Source organism: uncultured Flavobacterium sp. (assembly GCF_963925415.1).
In the GTDB taxonomy this organism is placed as follows: domain Bacteria; phylum Bacteroidota; class Bacteroidia; order Flavobacteriales; family Flavobacteriaceae; genus Flavobacterium.
In genome coordinates this window covers 1-17,987 of the sequence record NZ_CAWUTS010000074.1, presented here as the reverse complement: position 1 = coordinate 17,987, position 17,987 = coordinate 1, and the positions used below count along the sequence as shown (strand labels likewise).

Sequence of the window (17,987 nt, the reverse complement as noted above, 5' to 3'; positions counted from 1 at the left end):
GTTTAAAATACATAAAAAATGGAAGAAATTCTAATTCAATTCCCCAATTTGACTCCCGAGCAAATTGATCAATTTAAAATGCTTCAAGGATTGTATGAAGATTGGAATGCTAAAATCAATGTTATTTCTAGAAAAGATATTGATGAATTATATTCAAGACATGTGTTGCATTCTCTTGGAATAGCTAAGGTTCAGGCATTTGAAAGTGGTACTTATGTTTTAGATGTTGGTACTGGAGGTGGTTTTCCAGGAATTCCTTTAGCCATAATGTTTCCAGAAACGCGTTTTTATTTGATTGATGTAATTGCAAAAAAAATAAAAGTAGTTAATGAAGTTGCTAAAGCTTTGGGATTAAAAAACGTAAAAGCTGAGCAGATGCGTGCCGAAAACGTAAAAGGAGATTATGATTTTATAGTGAGTAGAGCCGTAACCAATATGACTGATTTTGCGATTTGGATTAAAGATAAAATCAAAAAAAACAACAAACACGAATTAAAAAACGGTATACTTTATTTAAAAGGTGGAGATTTAACCGAGGAACTAAAAGATTTTCCAAAAGCAACCGAATATAATTTATCCGATTATTTTAAAGAAGAGTTTTTTGAAACTAAAAAGGTGGTTCATTTGCCTTTGAAGTTTAAAGCATAGAGCCTAGTTAAAAAGACAATAACCACAAGCTAACTGTAGTGTTTTACTAAAAATAAAAATGCCGAATCTAAATTTCAGATTCGGCATTTTCTCTATTTATTAGTGCTCATTCTTATCACTATAAAGTTATTCTCCCAAAAAAGGATATCTATAATCTTCTGGTGTAACAAAAGTTTCTTTAATAGTTCTAGGAGAAACCCAACGCAATAAATTTTGCATTGAACCCGCTTTGTCATTCGTTCCTGAAGATCTTGCTCCTCCAAAAGGTTGCATTCCTACAACTGCTCCTGTAGGTTTATCGTTGATGTAAAAATTTCCTGCCGCGTTCTCTAAAGCTTTTGTAGCTTCTACAATGGCATATCTATCTTGACTAAAAACAGCTCCAGTTAATGCGTATTCAGAGGTTTCGTCTATCAGTTTTAAGGTTTCTGCCCATTTGGAATCTTCATATATATATAATGTGATCACAGGTCCAAAAAGTTCGGTTTCCATTGTCGTGTACTTTGGATTTGTTGTTACGATAACGGTTGGCTCAATAAAATAACCTTTTGATTTATCGTAATTACCTCCAACTAAAATTTCAGCATCGCTATCTTTTTTTGCTTGGTCAATAAAACCAGCTAATTTATCAAATGAGCCTTCGTGAATTACGGCCGTTATAAAATTGCCAAAATCTTCTGGAGATCCCATTTTCATTGATTTTACGTCAATTACTAATTGTTCTTTAATAGCGGGCCATAAACTTTGGGGTATATAAGCTCTGGATGCGGCTGAACATTTTTGTCCTTGAAATTCAAATGCTCCACGTGTAATTCCGGTTACAACCTGTTTTATGTTTGCTGAAGGATGGGCTAGAATGAAATCTTTTCCGCCTGTTTCTCCTACAATTCTTGGATATGTTTTGTAGGCATGAATGTTATTCCCTATTTTCTTAAAAATTTCTTTAAAAACGTAGGTAGAACCTGTATAGTGTACGCCTGCAAAATCAGGATGATCAAATATAGTATTAGAAATCATAACGGGATCACCAAAAACCACATTGATAACTCCATCAGGAACGCCAGCTTCTTTGAAAACATCAATTATAATTTTTGCTGAAAAAACTTGACTGTCACTCGGCTTCCATATTACAGTGTTTCCCATTAAAGCAGCACTGGCAGGCAAATTTGCAGCAATTGCTGTAAAATTAAAGGGTGTTATAGCATATATAAAGCCCTCTAGAGGACGATATTCAACTTTATTCCAAACATCAGAAATAGAGGTTGGCTGGTCTTGATAAATTTGAGTCATGAACTCTACGTTGTAGCGTAAAAAATCGATTAATTCACAAGAAGCGTCAATTTCGGCTTGATAAATTGTTTTTGATTGTGCAATCATTGTTGCAGCATTAATTTGAGCTCTATATGGGCCAGCAATTAATTCGGCGGCTTTTAAAAATATAGCTGCTCTATGTTCCCATGGCATTTGCGACCATTCTTTTCGGGCTGCAAGTGCAGAAACAATAGCTTTGTCTACATGAGATTTTTCAGCTAAATGATATGTTCCTACGACATGTTGATGATCGTGAGGAGCAGTCATGTTATTTGTATTATTTGAACGAATTTCTTCAGAACCAATATACATTGGAACGTCAATAGTTTCGTTCCACATCTTTCTATATGCAGCTAACACTGCGTTTTTTTCAGGAGAATTTGGAGCGTATGACTTTACGGGTTCGTTGACCGCTTTTGGGACGTGAAAAAATCCTTTTGACATGATGTTGTAATTTAAATTTGTATTAAAAAAACATTAATTCCACATAAATACATGTGCTTATTAATTTGAATGCAAAAATACAAATGATTTTTTAAAATAATGTTTTAAAAGAGATAAAAGAAGTTTGTAAATTAATTTAAAGCAAATGGTGCACTCAATTTAAAGGTAGGAATTTCAACTTTAAAGCTTTTTGTTGTAGTAAAATTTATCATATTAAAAAAGCCATTCATAGCTCCAATAGGAGAGGCTAATAAGCAACCCGAAGAATAAACATGTGATTCACCTGGCTTTAAAACAGGTTTCTTTCCAACGACTCCCTCACCATCAACTATTTCAATATCTTTTAATGAATCAAATATTTTCCAATGACGCGAATTTAATTGAACAGAATCTTTACTTTGGTTTTTAATGGTAATTTGATACGAAAAGGCAAAATAAAGACTTTGGTTTTTGAAGTAAGTTCCTTCAAAACCAGTCAAAACCGTAATTTTTATTCCTTTTGTTATTTGTGTTACCATAATTTATATTAAGACTATTCCTATTAAAACAATAAGTAGAAAGCTAAATATTGAAAAAGGAATAAATAATGCATTCAAAAGTACAAATTTTAATATGGTTTTCCAACGCGTTTGCCCATAAAAATTTCGAAGAGATCGGTAGAAGTAGTAAGGAAAAATTATTAGGAAGCAAAAACAAAAAATTATATTTAATAAATTTGAAATAAAATAATTAATTATATTAAAAAAGATGCCACATGTAACTATAAATGTAAAGAACGAATAGGAAAATACTAAATGTTCTGTGTAATTGATCTTTTTAATAGGGTATGCGATTATAAAAATAATACTAAAAAAAGGTAAAGAAATAAAAATAAAAAAGGATAAATTTTGACCAAAATAAGCTCTAAGCTCTTCTTCTATTCTGTTTGTTTTAAAACTTTTGGTTTTTTCAAAAATCAACTTATTTATATTAGAAGTTTTAAACCCTAAATTTCGCAAGGCTTTTTCATTAGAATGGATAGGGTTTTTAATTTGATAATTTTTAAAAGATCTTAGTTTATTTGTGAAATCAAAAGCTTTATAAATGCCTAATTCTTTATTAATATAAATAGAATCTTTTGCGATATTTTCTTCAGTAACATTACTTGTTGAGGCTGAGGTGGCGTTTACTTTTATGTTTTTATTTACTACAAAGCTTCCTGACAAAAATAATAAGAAGCAAACACTTAAAAACAAGCGAAAAGGATTAACATATTTTTGGCGCATACCTGCAGTGTATTCTTTTGCTAAAACGCCAGGTTTTGTATACATTGAAACTAAAGAATTTTTAATCTTGGAATCATACGCATAAAAAACGGAAAAAAACTCTTCAAAAAAACTTCTAAATGTTAATTTTTTAGTTGAATTTAATTGGCCACATTGATGGCAAAACCTTTCACTAATGTCTAATGAAGTTTTGCAGTTTAAACAATTATTTGCTCTAAAATGTGCTGTTTTTATTTTCTTCATTAATTTTGAATTATTAATGAAGAAGTACTGCCTATTCCAATTACTCGATGATATCGATCGTTATTTCCTTTATAATAAACTATAATGTTGTATTGGTTTTCTGTTTGGTAAAAATTGCCGTCAATTGCATTTTCAGTATCTATTTTTCCTTTTTTGTCGGTTAGCATGTATTCGAAATTTACAAATCCTTGTTTCATTAAGATGGCTTTTTCATACAATCCATTTTCAGAATTATAATCCATTTTAAATTCTTCTGTTTTTTCAAAATTGTTAAATAATCCACCAATATAAATATTTTTGTCAAGAAATGGGTTCGATGTAAACAATGTAAAATAGACCCAAGTATAATCAGCTTGTATAGAAGAGTCATCGGCATTTCTATTGTAAATTAAAAAGCGACCGTTAATGTCGGGGTAGTAGGTGTAACTTGTGTTTTTTCTTTCGTAGTTTGTATAAAGATGCGTGTTGTAGATGTCTCCAGAGGTGTATTTTGAAACAGTATTATTTGTCGCTCTAATGATGCTGTTTTCAAAATTCCAAAATTCATTTCCTCCCCAAAATTGAGTTTCTTCATTGTAGCGATAAATCAATTGGTTTCCAATTGTGTATTGCGGTGTTATGTTGTAAATGGCAGTGTCCCATCGTGCATTTTGAAAAACACTAACGTTAATGTTTTGTTTTGGATTTTGATATGTTGTTTCTCCTAAATTTATGGAGAAATCTAAATTTTGTTTGTGCTGTATTGTATTTAGGTTTCTTGATTTTCTTATTCTTGCAGAAATGTTAACATCCTCTTCATAAATGATAAATTTTCTGGAAAAAACAATTTCATGTTCGGCATTAAAAATCGTGATCATATAATTTCCGCTTTTTGTTATTTGATTGAAACGGTTGGGAAAACTTTGTTTATAATGCGAATAGAGTTGAAGAGTGTTAAAAGAATTTTCATAGGTCATTATTCTTTGATTATCCATCCCTTGAAGATATTCAACTTTTGCTAAGCTTGTGGGGCTCCAGTCATAGCTATATTGGGTTATTGTATAGTAATAATCTGCCTCGTTGCCATATAAATCGTCAAACTGCAGTTCAAAATGATCCCCAAGTCTAAAAAAAGGTTTTGCAACAGAGTCTCTTTGATAAAATGCGACTGTTTTAATATTATATGGAGGGACCGTTTCTTGCTCAATGTTGTTTGGCTGTGAAAAAACGGGTTTATATGTTATAAAAATAAACAAACAAATGCATATATTTTTCATAAATAAAGTATAGTAAAGTGTAAATTTAGTAAAACTAATATAACTTTACAATAGCCATGAGCTTAATGATGTATTTAAATTATTTAGATTTATTTTAAATAACAAAATCAATTGGTTTATTCTTGGGTTGCATATTTGTAATTGATTAAATTTGCACGTTTTTAAAATAGTATTAACTATATCTTCAATAAATATGTCAAAAGACATTCGAATTAAAAAAGGTTTAGACCTTAAATTGAAAGGTGAAGCAGAAACTACAATTTCTTCTATATCCCGATCGAAAGTCTATGCTATTAATCCTTCAGATTTCCATGGAATGATACCAAAAATGGTAGTAAAAGAAGGAGTGAAAGTTAAAGCTGGTGAAGTAATTTTCTACTCAAAAAATGATGAGTCTGTAAAGTTTACCTCACCTGTTAGTGGAACCATTCAAGAGATTATACGTGCTGAAAAAAGACTTATTTTACAAATTCTTATCGCTGCGGATTCTCAAGACAACCATTTAGAGCATAGTAAAAAAAATCCAAAAGATTTATCATCACAAGAAGTAAAAGAGCATTTGTTAGCATCGGGTTGTTGGCCATTTATAAATCAACGTCCTTATGATGTAATTGCAAATTCAGCTGACACTCCCAAATCAATTTTTGTATCAGCAATTCATTCTGCACCCTTAGCGTCAGATTTGAACTTTACTTTAAAAGATAAAAAAGAATTTTTAAAAGCTGGTTTTGAAGCGCTATCAAAATTAACAACTGGTAAAGTTAATGTAACAGCCACAAGTAATTCTGACTTTTTGCCTCAAACAGATGCTATTGTTTTACATACAGCTGCAGGAATTCATCCAATTGGCTTGGTTTCTACACAAATAGCTCAAATTGACCCAATTAATAAAGGAGAAAAAGTTTGGACTGTTCAAATAGAAGATGTTGCCATAATTGGCGAATTATTTGTAACAGGTAAATTAAATTTTCAAAGAACAATAGCTTTAACAGGAACAGGGTTTAATACCCCATCTTATGTTAATGGACTAATTGGAGCTCAAATGGGTGATGTTTTAGGTTCTAATTTAAAAGAAGGAAATTATAGAATCATTAGCGGAAATGTACTAACGGGTCAAAAAAGAACTAAAGAGCAATCAATAGGTCATTATGATTCACAAGTAACCGTAATTCCTGAAGGAGATGATTATGATTTTTTTGGATGGAATTTACCAAGGCCTAATAAATTTAGTATATATAGAGCGGGAATGTTTTCATTTTTAACGCCTAATAAAAAATACGATTTAAATACCAATACAAATGGAGAGCACAGAGGGTTTGTTTTAACAGGAAAATATGAAAAAGTGTTTCCTTTAGACATATACCCAATGGAGTTGATGAAATCTATTTTGGTAAGAGATATTGATCAAATGGAAGCTTTAGGAATTTATGAAGTTGCCCCTGAAGATTTTGCATTAACAGAATACGTTGACGTTTCGAAACAAGAACATCAAGCCATTATCCGAGCTGGATTAGACATGATGATTAAAGAAGTGGGTTAATTTCAAAATAAAGAAAAAACAAAATGGGATTAAAACAAAATTTACATAATTTAAAGGAAAAGTATAAAGGAACAAAGATGGAACAGTCGTTCAATGCTTTGCATACTTTTTTATACACACCTAATATTACTACGCATACGGGAGCTCACGTAAGAGATGCTGCAGACTTAAAGCGAGTTATGAATACAGTAATCATGTCATTGATTCCTGCTTTAATTTTTGGTATGTTTAATGCTGGTTACCAGCATTTTGGTCAAATAAATGGTTTTCCTCAAGAGGGACTAGCCTTTTTAACCAGTCACTTTTGGAATTTAGACAATCTATTGCTTGGAGCTTCAAAAATTCTTCCAATGCTTATTGTATCTTATGGAGTAGGTTTAGGTGTAGAATTTATTTTTGCAACCGTTAAAAAGCATGAAGTAGAAGAAGGATATTTGGTAACAGGGATGCTTGTTCCTCTTATTATGCCAATTGATTTACCTTTATGGATGCTAGCAGTAGCTGTTATCTTTGGTGTTATTATTGGTAAAGAATTGTTTGGAGGAACAGGAATGAATATTTTAAATCCTGCATTAACTATTCGTGCATTTTTGTTTTTCAACTGGGCAGCTTGGATGTCGGGAGATAAAGTATGGGTTCATGGAGCAAAAGAAGGGATGATGAATGCTGCGGGTACTGATGCTATTTCTGGCGAAACGATATTAGGAGCATTGGCAGCAAATAAACAGATAGCATATTCTGCCCAAGAAATGTTTTTAGGAATGATTCCCGGTTCTGTGGGTGAAACCTCAACTTTTGCTATATTACTAGGGGCAGCTTTCTTGATATTTTCAGGAATTGGAAGCGCACGTATTATGATTTCATCGGTGGTTGGAGCTTTAGTAATGGGATTGATTTTTAACGGATTAGTAGATTCTGATATTATTTTAGAAGGGACTAAATTCTATGGTTTAATGTCTTTTCCATTCTGGCAACATTTATTTGTAGGAGGTATTGCTTTTGGTATTGTTTTTATGGCAACCGATCCAGTATCCGCCTCACAAACAGCTAAGGGTAAAATTATATATGGTTTTTTTATTGGATTTTTTAGTATTTTAATACGTGTTTTTAATCCTGCATATCCAGAAGGAGTAATGATGGCAATTTTATTAATGAATGTATTTGCACCAACAATAGATCATTATGTTGTTCAGGCAAATGTAAAAAGAAGAATGAATCGTTTAAAAGTAAAAACTGCATAATTATGTCAAAACGTACAGATTCAAACGGATATACTATTATTTTTTCTATCGTATTGGTAGTTGTAGTAGGAACTTTATTAGCATTTTTTGCTAATTTCACAAAAGAAGATCGAGTAAAAAATGACCAGGTAAAAGCTCAAATAGACATTTTAAATGCTATTGGTGTTGAGGCAGATCGTTCAAATGCAACAGAGATGTTTACTCAATACATAAAAGAACAAAAAGTTATAGAGGGTGATAATGTGTCTGATGATGATAAAGCCTATTTAATTGATGTAAAAAGAGAATTAGATAATGCTAAAAAAGGTTTAACTCAAAAACTCCCTTTATTTATTGCAGAAAAAGACGGTAAATTTTTATATGTGTTACCTGTTAGAGGTAATGGATTATGGGATGCAATTTGGGGATACATTGCCTTAAATGACGATTTAAAAAGTATTAACGGTGTATATTTTGATCACAAAGGAGAAACTCCAGGTTTGGGAGCAAATATTACCGAAAAATTCTTTACCGATGATTTTAAAGACGAAAGTATATATGATGCTGCAGACAACTTTAAAGGGATTGAAATATCAAAATCAAACGGAGATCCAAATAATGCAGATAAAACAGACAATCAAGTAGATGCAATTTCTGGAGCAACAATCACAGGTAATGGAGTAGGAGCTATGATTAATTCAGGAATCCGTTCTTATTTACCATATTTTTCAACATTAAAAAAATAACAATGGCAGAAAATAAAACACAAAACGAAGCTTTGTTTTCAAAGAAAAACATCGGTTTATTAAAAGATCCTTTAACAGATAATAATCCTGTAACGGTTCAAGTATTAGGAATATGTTCAGCTTTAGCGATCACGGCAGAGTTAAAGGCATCTCTTATAATGGGTCTTTCTGTTATATTTGTACTAGGGGTTGGTAACGTTGTCATCTCTTTAATGCGAAACATTATTCCATCTGCCATACGAATTATAGCCCAATTGGTTGTCGTTGCAGCTCTTGTAATTATAGTAGATTTAACGCTTAAAGCTTATGTGCCCGATTTAGCTAAAAAATTATCCGTTTTTGTAGGATTAATTATTACAAACTGTATCATTATGGGTCGTTTTGAAGCTTTTGCTTTAGCCAATACGCCTTGGAAATCATTTTTAGATGGCGTAGGAAATGCAGCAGGATATGCCGGAATTTTATTGGTAGTTGGATTCTTCAGAGAATTATTAGGTTCAGGAAAATTATTCGGTATCCCTGTATTTGGTGACCCAGTTGAAAAAACAGGCCTTTACGCATTTGGATATGAAAATAGTGGATTTATGTTGTTAGCACCCATGGCCTTAATCACTTTAGGGCTAATCATAGGATTTCAACGTTCAAGAAATAAAAGTCTAATAGAAACAAACTAAGCAATGGAATTAATTCAATTATTTTTAAAGTCAATTTTTATTGATAATATGGTATTCGCAACATTCCTTGGAATGTGTTCATACTTAGCGGTTTCTAAAAAAGTATCTACAGCAGTAGGGCTAGGCGCAGCTGTAATTTTCGTAATGTTAGTTACTGTTCCTTTAAACTTTTTATTAGACACGTATATTCTTAAACCTGGAGCTCTAATTTGGCTTGGTGAAGAATATGTAGATTATGATTTAAGTTTCTTAACCTTCATTTTATTTATTGCAACTATTGCTACAATGGTTCAATTAGTAGAAATGATTGTCGAAAAATTTGCACCAGCATTATACAATTCATTAGGTATATTTTTACCTCTAATAGCCGTTAATTGTGCCATTTTAGGGGGGTCATTATTTATGCAACAAAAAGAATTCAACAACATTACTGAAGCAACCGTTTATGGTGTAGGCTCGGGAATTGGATGGTTTTTAGCAATTGTTGCAATTGGTGCTATTAGAGAAAAAATTAGATATTCAAATGTGCCGGAATCTTTTAGAGGTTTAGGGATGACATTTATATTAACAGGATTAATGGCGATTGGTTTCATGTCTTTTGGAGGTATGTTAACTGGTGGCGACGAACCTGCTCCAAAAATAGTTGTAGAAAACATTGAACCAACTGAAATCAAAGTTGAGGTTAAGGCAATAGATTCAACAGCTCTAAAAACAGTAAACGATTCATTAACTCAAATAGCCCAAGAATAATTATGGTAGCTTTAGAAGTAAGTACAGTAGGATTAATTAAGGTAACGGTTTTTGCATTTTTTGTGTTATTATTGGCATTAGTAGGTGTTATTTTATTTGCAAAATCAAAATTGGTAGCATCAGGACCCGTAAAAATTAAAATAAACGGTGAAAACGAAATAGAAGTAAATTCGGGAAGCACCCTATTATCAACATTAGGTGGTTCAAAAATATTTTTACCATCAGCATGTGGTGGAGGTGGAACCTGTATTCAATGTAAATGTATTGTTAAAGATGGTGGTGGAGAAGCATTGCCAACTGAAACGCCTCATTTTTCAAGAAAAGAATTAGCAGAAGGTTGGCGATTAGGTTGCCAGGTAAAAGTTAAGAGCAACATGGTTATCGAAGTGCCAGAAGAAGTTTTTGGGATTAAAAAGTTCGAAGCTAAAGTATACTCTAACTATAATGTAGCCTCATTTATTAAAGAATTCATTGTAGAATTGCCAGATGATATGCATTATGAAGCAGGGGGTTATATTCAAATTGAAATTCCTGAATGTGAAATTAAATTTTCAGATATGGATATCTCAGCGCATCCTGAAGAGCATCCAGGTGAGCCAGAAAAATTTAAAGCAGAATGGGATAAATTCAATTTATGGCCATTGGTTATGAAAAATAATGAGTTGGTAGAAAGAGCTTATTCAATGGCTTCTTATCCAGCCGAAGGAAGAAAAATAATGCTTAATGTTCGTGTAGCTACTCCACCTTGGGATAGAGCTATAAACGGATGGGCAAAATTAAACCCAGGAGTAGCTTCATCATTTATATTTTCAAGAAAAGCAGGAGATCCTGTAGTAGTTTCTGGACCTTATGGAGAATTTTTTATAAACGAATCAGAATCAGAAATGTTATATATTGGTGGTGGTGCAGGTATGGCTCCTATGCGTTCTCATTTATATCACCTTTTTCGTACTTTAAAAACAGGCAGAAAAGTTACGTATTGGTATGGTGGACGTTCAAAAAGAGAATTATTTTATGTGGATCACTTTAAAGCATTGGAAAAAGATTTTCCTAACTTTAAATTCTACATGGCACTTTCTGAACCAATGCCCGAAGACAATTGGAAAGTTAAAGAAGGCACAGAAGGAGAAGGCGATGGTTTTGTTGGTTTTATACACAATGTAGTAATAGATAATTATTTATCTAAACATGAAGAGCCAGAAGACATGGAATTGTATTTTTGTGGACCGCCTATGATGAACAACGCTGTTCAAAAAATGGGAGAGGATTTTGGTTTAGACCCAGACAATATTAGATTTGATGACTTTGGAGGATAATCTAAAAAAAAAAACAAAACCGATTCAGTAATGAGTCGGTTTTTTGTTTATTTACAATCTCTAAATAGCTAACTTTGTATTATGGAACACATTTCAGAACAAGAACTGCATAAAATAGCCATGAATCATGTTGGAAAAGATTTAGAGTCTAAAGGTTTTCAATTCATAGCTATAAACAGCCAACTTCAAAAACATCCTCAATTTATTTGTGTTGATGCGCAAAATGATTTGTATTTTGTAATGGTGCAAGCAGTTCCATATCCTATTAACCCCGAAATTCCGAATAGGCTTTTTGTGGAAACCTTTTTGGATCACGCCAAAAATAAAAATGCCAAAGTACTCTTTGCTGGAGTTGGAATTGCCAATGCAGAAAATATAGAAGAACCAATTTATTTGTCATCTGATTATGTTATTAATTATAATGGATTTAAAAAAATTACTTAGTTTAGGTATCGTTTTGTTTTTTATGGTTTCTTGCAAAAAAGATACAACACCAATGTTTTTAATACTACAAGGAGAGGCCCAAGGCAGCACCTATAGCATTAAGTATATTGCAAACAAAAAAATAGTATCAAAAAATCAAATAGACTCCATATTACAAGCTTTTGATTTGTCGCTTTCAACCTATCGAAAAGATTCTAAGATTTCAAAAATAAACTCAGGCGATTCAACCGTGATTGTAGATGATTTTTTTATAGAAACCTTTAATGCGTCACATCAAATTTATAAAGAAACCAATGGTTTTTTTGACCCAACAATTGGCGTATTAGTAAATGCCTATGGTTTTGGACCTAGCCATCAAAGAATAAAAATAAATCAAAACCAAATTGACAGCTTACTTCGCTATGTAGGTTTCAATAAAGTAAAATTAAACCCAAATAAAACCATTACAAAACTTTACCCTGAAACCTATTTTGATTTTAATGCTATAGCCCAAGGGTATTCGGTTGATGTAGTGTCAGAATTTCTTAAATCTAAAGGTATAGCTAACGGAATTGTTGAAATTGGTGGAGAATTATGCGGTTTTGGAACTAATACAATCGATAATAAAAATTGGATTGTAGGAATAGATGATCCCATGCAAAAACCTGGAGAGCGAACTTTAATTGCCAAAATTAACATTAAAAATTTAGGCATGGCAACATCAGGAAATTATAGAAAAGTAGAAACAGACGCTATCTCGGGAGAAAAATACGTACACACTATTAATCCTAAAACAGGAAAACCTCAAAGGGGCAACGTATTAAGCGCTACTGTTTTAGCATCAACTTGTAAAATGGCTGATGGATATGCAACCTCTTTTATGGTTTTAGATATAAATAAAGGTATTTTATTTGCACAAAAACATCCAGATTTATACGTTCTGTTAGTTTATACAGACGAGAATAATAAGGTGCAACAGTATAAAAGTGAAAATTTCAATAAGTTAAAAATTTAAATTATTTGTAACAAACCGGGATAACCTCTCCTTTTGCCAAACAATATTTTTCTACTAATTTAGGTAAAATGGAATTTGTGTAATCTACTTCTTCAACCTTGAAACCTATATTTCTTAGTTTGTCAAAATAATCTTTACCATAAATTCTAACATGGTCGTATTGCCCAAATATTTTGGCTCTTTCTTTTTGATCGGTTATTGAATCGTCAGAATAAGTAATTTCTCTATCTAAATCTTGTGGAATTTGAAAAATCCCCATTCCACCAGGTTTTAAAACACGATACAATTCTTGCATAGCTTTATTGTCATCAGCAATGTGTTCTAAAACATGATTGCATAAAACAATATCATATTGATTATCTTCAAAAGGCAAATTACAAATATCTGCTTTCACATCAGCTAAAGGCGAAAATAAATCTGTAGTGGTATAATCTAAATTTTTTTGATTTCTAAAAAGTTTGTAAAAGGCCTGCTCTGGTGCAAAATGTAATACTTTTAATTTGGTTTTTGAAGTAAAAAAACCTGTTTCGTTTTTTAAATACAACCATAACAATCGATGTCTTTCTAAGGAAAGTGTACTAGGTGATAATACATTATTTCGCTGTTGGCCATAACCATAAGGCAAAAACATTTTAAAGCTTTTTCCATCAATGGGATCAGTAAATTTAGTTCCTTTTAATACAATTGCTAAAACAGGACGGATTACATAACTCAATCGAATTAAGATGGGTCTAGGAATTGTATTAAGTATAAATTTGAATATTTTTTTCATAATTTTTGCACAGAGTTTCACAAAGAATACTCAAAGTTTCACAAAGGGTTATTAATAAATCTTTTTATGTTGTTTTTTAATATTTTACTGTCAAAATTAATCAGTAATCCTAAAGGATAATTTCCAAGTTTTAGGTAAGTTAAAATTTGAGCAAAATGAACATCAGTATATTTTTCAACATGAAAACCAGCATTTTTAATTTCGTAATAAAGACATTCTTGATAGGCAAATTCCAATAAACCTGGGCCTAATTCTCTATGAACTTCAATTGCAAGGCCAATTATTTTATAAGATAAATCATTTATATCCATTTTTGTGTATCTCTGAGATTAATCTTTGTGGAACTCTGTGAAATAACCTAAAGTACCAAAGCCTTCTGACGCAATCCATCTTCTTCATTACTAACGATGCCCAATGCTTCATATATATAGGCAAATGTTGACAACAACTCTGGTTTTCCATCAACAATAGCTACGTCATGTTCAAAATGCGCACTTGGTTTATTGTCAGCAGTGGTTATCGTCCAACCGTCTTTGTGTTGTTTAATGTTTTTTGTGCCCAAATTTATCATGGGTTCAATGGCTAAAACCATTCCGTTTACTAATTTTTTTCCACGACCTCGTTTACCATAATTTGGAACTTCGGGATCTTCGTGCATTTTTCTACCTAAACCATGCCCACATAACTCACGAACCACACCATAACCATGCTTTTCACAGTACACTTGAACTGCATTTCCAATATCTTCCACACGATTGCCTACTTTTGTAGCTCTAACGCCTTCATATAAAGACTCTTTAGTAATTTTTAATAACTTTTTAACAGCATCATCAACTTCACCAACTTCGAACGTATAAGCATGATCGCCATAAAAGCCATTTTTTAAAGCTCCACAGTCGACAGAAATGATATCCCCTTCAACAAGTGGTATGTTGTTTGGAATGCCATGAACAACTTGAGTGTTTGGACTCATACATAAAGTGTTTGGAAAACCATACATGCCTAAAAAGCCTGGTTCTGCTCCTTGTTCTCTTATGAATTCTTCGGCTAGTTTGTCTAAATATAACGTGGTTACACCAGGTTTAATTTCTTTTGCAATAAGGCCTAGTGTTTTGGAAACAATTAAAGCGCTTTCACGCATCATTTCAATTTCTTCAAGAGTTTTTATAATAATCATATTTGTTGAATTCAAAAAGCAAAAATACAATTTTAAATCGTTTTCAATGAAGCTATTCCACTCAAATTAATCTATAATTTTATTTGAATATTTAGTGATAGAAAGTCACTAATTACCTTAACAAAGTATTAGCTTTCTTTCTTATAATAATTTGTAATTTTATATAAATTTTAATGTATGCCTATAAAACTACAATATCCAAGTCCGTTTAAAACGCTTATTTCTTTTCATCTTTTAATTGAAAAATTACAAGAAATGGCAAAGTCTGATGTTGATTATAGATCTAACTATGCAAAAAGTTTATTAAAACAAGTTGGAAACAAACCAGAAATGATTGAAGGAATTCAAGATGTTTCTTTTATTAAGGACAATGAATCGTTAATTAGGGATTTATTATCTGACTTATTCCCAACTGGATTAACGAATAATGAAATTAAGGCGGTAACATTACCTTTTGTCAATTTCACCTTTAATTATACACAACGATTTAGGAAAATTCTCGATGCTGCCGGAATGACTTTCGATATTGAAATTCGTGATTTTGATGAGCATCAATTTTATCTAATGAATTGCTATATTATTCTGAATGCTTATTATAACCAAAAAATTGATAGTAGAAAGCCTCTGTTTTATGATATTCCAGACGAAAACGGAATCATGAATCATTATCGAATTTTGTATAATGCCGACTTTATAGAAGTTACTCCAACCAAAAAAATGGTGCCTTTAACACAAGATGAAATTAATCTGTTGATTGATAACTATGATGATTTAGAATTATGGAAAGAAAAGTTTCCGCCAAATTCATGGTTGTTAAAAGGATTTGGAATTGTTACTTTAGTAGATGTAACGGTTGAAAGTGCAGTTTCTAATTTAAAGACTAATTTATTAAAATCGGATACAGAAAAACAAGATTTTGAAAAAAGTTCTGAAGCTATTTTTAAATCAATTTTTAGAATAAAAGATGTTAAAATAGGTTTTACAAAATATGATGAAGTCGATAAAAAATTCGTAAAACAACCTTTTAGCGAAAACAAAATAGTCAGTTATTTGTTGTGTAATTTAGAAGAAGAAAAATGTGATGGGGTTTTATGTAATTTTACTTTAGATACTTTAATTCAAAAAAAACAACCATTAATAGTTTCTAATGTAGAAGTTTTTCAGTCGAATAAATTAGTGGAACGCTTATTAAGTCAGAATGTTAAGAGTTGTATTTTAGCTCCAATTGTAAAAGAAGGTTCGTTGTTGGGAATTATTGAAATTGCTTCATCAGAACCAAGAGCATTAAATTCGATCAATGCTAATAAAATTGATTTAATAATGCCATATATCGTTGACACTGTTGAGCGTTCAATGATTGAATTTGAAAACTTAGAAGAAGCAATCATCCAAAAAGAATATACAACAATACATTCTAGTGTGTATTGGAAGTTTAAAAACGAAGCCCAGAATTATATTAAATCGATTGCATCAACAAAAGATTATATTTTTAAAGAAATTACATTTAAAGAAATTTATCCGTTATATGGGCAAATAGACATTAAAGGTTCGTCAGACAAAAGAAATCAAACGGTAAAAACGGATTTAAAAAGTCAGATTCAAACACTAATAAATATAGTTAATGAAATAAAAAAGTTAAGTGATTTATTAATTTTAGATCAAAAAACATTTGAACTCATTGAACTTCTTACAGAGTTAGATTTGCCTTTAAAAGCAGATATGGAACAACAAATTCAACGTTTTATTGAATCTGAAATTCATCCTATAATTCAATCGGCAAAAGTTAACGGTACTTTAGAACAAAACATCAAATCTTATTTTGAAAGTTTAGATCCAAAAACGGGAATGTTTTATCATTCAAGAAAAGATTTTGATCATACGTTGTCGGTTATCAACAAAAAAATGGCTTCTATATTAGATGAAAAACAAATAGAAGCACAAAAAATATATCCTCATTATTATGAACGTTTTAAAACAGATGGAGTAGAACATAATTTATATATTGGAGCTTCAATTGCACCAACTATTCCTTTCGATAAAATGTATCTTAATAATTTAAGGTTATGGCAATTGCAAGCCCTATGTGAAATGGAATTAGAACATCATAAAATTAAAGAGACCTTGCCTTTTGTATTAGAAGTAACTTGTTTAATATTAGTTTTTAGTTCTCCTTTATCTATTCGATTTAGAATGGACGAAAAACGTTTTGATGTTGACGGTTCTTATAACGCACGATATGAAGTGGTTAAAAAAAGAATTGATAAAGCCTATGTTTTAGGAACTCAAGAGCGTATTACAGAAAAAGAAAAAATAACTATTGTTTACTCACACGATCATGAGAAAAAAGAATATTTAAAATATATTAAATTTCTTCAGCATAAAAATGTGTTAGAAACAACAATCGAGCAATTTGAAATTGAAGATTTACAAGGTGTTTCTGGTCTGAGAGGTATTCGTGTAAAAGTTGTTAATGATATGGTTGTAGAGAAAAAATACTCCTATCAAGATCTTTTAAACGAACTCAATTAAACGACAGTTTTCATTTTAAAAGCCACAACAAAAACAATAACTGAAACGATTATGCCAATCATAAAAATGTTATAGGTAATACGTAATAATCGATACTTTCGTTCTAAAACAATACCTAAAAAGTATAAATCTTTAATCATAGAGTTGTAAAGATATTCTCTGTCTTTAATCATTTCATTAACCGCTTCTTCATAGTCTTGATAAGGCATTTTGTAAAAATTACCAAAGAACAAAAGATTTACTTTTTTGTCTTTCACATCTTGACTTGTAAAAGTGCCTGAAGTAACTTTTGGGCGCGTAGATAGTATGGCAAAAATAATAGAAATAACACTCCAAAGCAGCATAATAAAAGTCGGAATAATTAAGTGTTCATTAGTAGGGCTGTCTAATTTTGGAATGATAGTAGAAAGCGCAATAGATATGATTATTGCGTTAACCGACAAAAGGATATTGGCTTTGCTATCTGCAATGCCACTAAGTCGTGTATGATTGTTTAATGTGACTCTAAAGAGAGTGTCAATGGCTCTTTCTGGCTTCACTTCTTTTTTTTCCTTCTTTTTTTCTGTATCAGCACCATTTATAATCATATTGTCATTTGCTAAAAATTGTTGAATTCTTTTTATATTTTTTTCTTTCTTTGGTTTCCAGTTAACTAAAG

General features: G+C 31.3%; 18 protein-coding genes. 10 read left to right on the top strand and 8 right to left on the bottom strand.

All coding sequences use genetic code 11. The features are described 5' to 3' along the window. Positions 1-18: 18 nt before the first annotated feature. Complete coding sequence (gene rsmG, locus AABM47_RS05730) at positions 19-648, top strand: 16S rRNA (guanine(527)-N(7))-methyltransferase RsmG (RefSeq protein ID WP_338409969.1); 630 nt, start codon at positions 19-21, stop codon at positions 646-648. Between the two features lie 126 nt (positions 649-774). Here rsmG and pruA read toward each other — a convergent pair whose 3' ends face one another. From pruA to AABM47_RS05710, 4 genes are all read right to left on the bottom strand, one after another. Then, positions 775-2,403, bottom strand: a complete 1,629-nt coding sequence (gene pruA, locus AABM47_RS05725; RefSeq protein WP_338409968.1) for an L-glutamate gamma-semialdehyde dehydrogenase — start codon at positions 2,401-2,403, stop codon at positions 775-777. 131 nt (positions 2,404-2,534) lie between these two features. After that, complete coding sequence (gene apaG / locus AABM47_RS05720) at positions 2,535-2,921, bottom strand: Co2+/Mg2+ efflux protein ApaG (RefSeq protein ID WP_338409967.1); 387 nt, start codon at positions 2,919-2,921, stop codon at positions 2,535-2,537. A gap of 3 nt (positions 2,922-2,924) precedes the next feature. Then, entirely contained in the window at positions 2,925-3,911 is a 987-nt protein-coding gene (locus AABM47_RS05715; protein ID WP_338409966.1) for a DUF3667 domain-containing protein, read from the bottom strand. Further along, the gene (locus AABM47_RS05710; RefSeq protein ID WP_338409965.1) at positions 3,911-5,167 is read right to left on the bottom strand and encodes a DUF5103 domain-containing protein; all 1,257 of its coding nucleotides are present in this window, start codon (positions 5,165-5,167) and stop codon (positions 3,911-3,913) included. The genes AABM47_RS05715 and AABM47_RS05710 overlap by 1 nt, the downstream gene beginning before the upstream one ends. 193 nt (positions 5,168-5,360) lie before the next feature. Between AABM47_RS05710 and AABM47_RS05705 the strand changes: the two genes are divergently transcribed. The 8 genes from AABM47_RS05705 to AABM47_RS05670 all read left to right on the top strand — a co-directional run bounded on the left by AABM47_RS05705 (position 5,361) and on the right by AABM47_RS05670 (position 12,851). Then, on the top strand, positions 5,361-6,707 hold the full coding sequence (locus AABM47_RS05705; RefSeq protein WP_338409964.1) for a Na(+)-translocating NADH-quinone reductase subunit A: 1,347 nt from the start codon (positions 5,361-5,363) through the stop codon (positions 6,705-6,707). A gap of 23 nt (positions 6,708-6,730) precedes the next feature. Next, positions 6,731-7,948 (top strand): NADH:ubiquinone reductase (Na(+)-transporting) subunit B, encoded by a 1,218-nt coding sequence (locus tag AABM47_RS05700; RefSeq protein WP_338409963.1) that lies wholly within the window; start codon positions 6,731-6,733, stop codon positions 7,946-7,948. A gap of 2 nt (positions 7,949-7,950) precedes the next feature. After that, positions 7,951-8,673: an NADH:ubiquinone reductase (Na(+)-transporting) subunit C gene (gene nqrC / locus AABM47_RS05695; RefSeq protein WP_338409962.1), complete on the top strand. Its 723-nt coding sequence runs from the start codon at positions 7,951-7,953 to the stop codon at positions 8,671-8,673. A gap of 2 nt (positions 8,674-8,675) precedes the next feature. Beyond that, a complete protein-coding gene (locus AABM47_RS05690; protein ID WP_338409961.1) occupies positions 8,676-9,347 on the top strand; it encodes an NADH:ubiquinone reductase (Na(+)-transporting) subunit D in 672 nt (223 codons plus the stop codon). A gap of 3 nt (positions 9,348-9,350) precedes the next feature. After that, positions 9,351-10,097 (top strand): NADH:ubiquinone reductase (Na(+)-transporting) subunit E, encoded by a 747-nt coding sequence (gene nqrE / locus AABM47_RS05685; RefSeq protein ID WP_338409960.1) that lies wholly within the window; start codon positions 9,351-9,353, stop codon positions 10,095-10,097. A 2-nt stretch (positions 10,098-10,099) separates the two neighbouring features. Continuing rightward, positions 10,100-11,413 (top strand): NADH:ubiquinone reductase (Na(+)-transporting) subunit F, encoded by a 1,314-nt coding sequence (gene nqrF / locus AABM47_RS05680; protein WP_338409959.1) that lies wholly within the window; start codon positions 10,100-10,102, stop codon positions 11,411-11,413. A gap of 81 nt (positions 11,414-11,494) precedes the next feature. Next, positions 11,495-11,857 carry a Na(+)-translocating NADH-quinone reductase subunit F gene (locus tag AABM47_RS05675; RefSeq protein ID WP_338409958.1) on the top strand — a complete coding sequence of 121 codons (363 nt, stop codon included), beginning with the start codon at positions 11,495-11,497 and terminating at the stop codon, positions 11,855-11,857. After that, entirely contained in the window at positions 11,835-12,851 is a 1,017-nt protein-coding gene (locus tag AABM47_RS05670; protein ID WP_338409957.1) for an FAD:protein FMN transferase, read from the top strand. The genes AABM47_RS05675 and AABM47_RS05670 overlap by 23 nt, the downstream gene beginning before the upstream one ends. 1 nt (position 12,852) lies before the next feature. Here the strand turns inward: AABM47_RS05670 and AABM47_RS05665 are convergent, their stop codons facing one another. Genes AABM47_RS05665 through map form a run of 3 tightly spaced genes read right to left on the bottom strand, consistent with a single transcriptional unit; the run spans position 12,853 to position 14,800 of the window. After that, on the bottom strand, positions 12,853-13,623 hold the full coding sequence (locus tag AABM47_RS05665) for a methyltransferase domain-containing protein (protein WP_338409956.1): 771 nt from the start codon (positions 13,621-13,623) through the stop codon (positions 12,853-12,855). A 38-nt stretch (positions 13,624-13,661) separates the two neighbouring features. Next, the gene (locus tag AABM47_RS05660) at positions 13,662-13,934 is read right to left on the bottom strand and encodes a GxxExxY protein (RefSeq protein WP_338409955.1); all 273 of its coding nucleotides are present in this window, start codon (positions 13,932-13,934) and stop codon (positions 13,662-13,664) included. Positions 13,935-13,981: 47 nt separating this feature from the next. Beyond that, complete coding sequence (map, locus tag AABM47_RS05655; protein WP_338409954.1) at positions 13,982-14,800, bottom strand: type I methionyl aminopeptidase; 819 nt, start codon at positions 14,798-14,800, stop codon at positions 13,982-13,984. A gap of 177 nt (positions 14,801-14,977) precedes the next feature. Here map and AABM47_RS05650 point away from each other — a divergent pair, with 177 nt between their 5' ends. Then, a complete protein-coding gene (locus AABM47_RS05650; RefSeq protein WP_338409953.1) occupies positions 14,978-17,329 on the top strand; it encodes a GAF domain-containing protein in 2,352 nt (783 codons plus the stop codon). Here AABM47_RS05650 and AABM47_RS05645 read toward each other — a convergent pair. Then, positions 17,326-17,987: Pycsar system effector family protein (locus AABM47_RS05645; RefSeq protein WP_338409952.1), on the bottom strand; the 662-nt coding region annotated here is incomplete at its 5' end. The genes AABM47_RS05650 and AABM47_RS05645 overlap by 4 nt on opposite strands.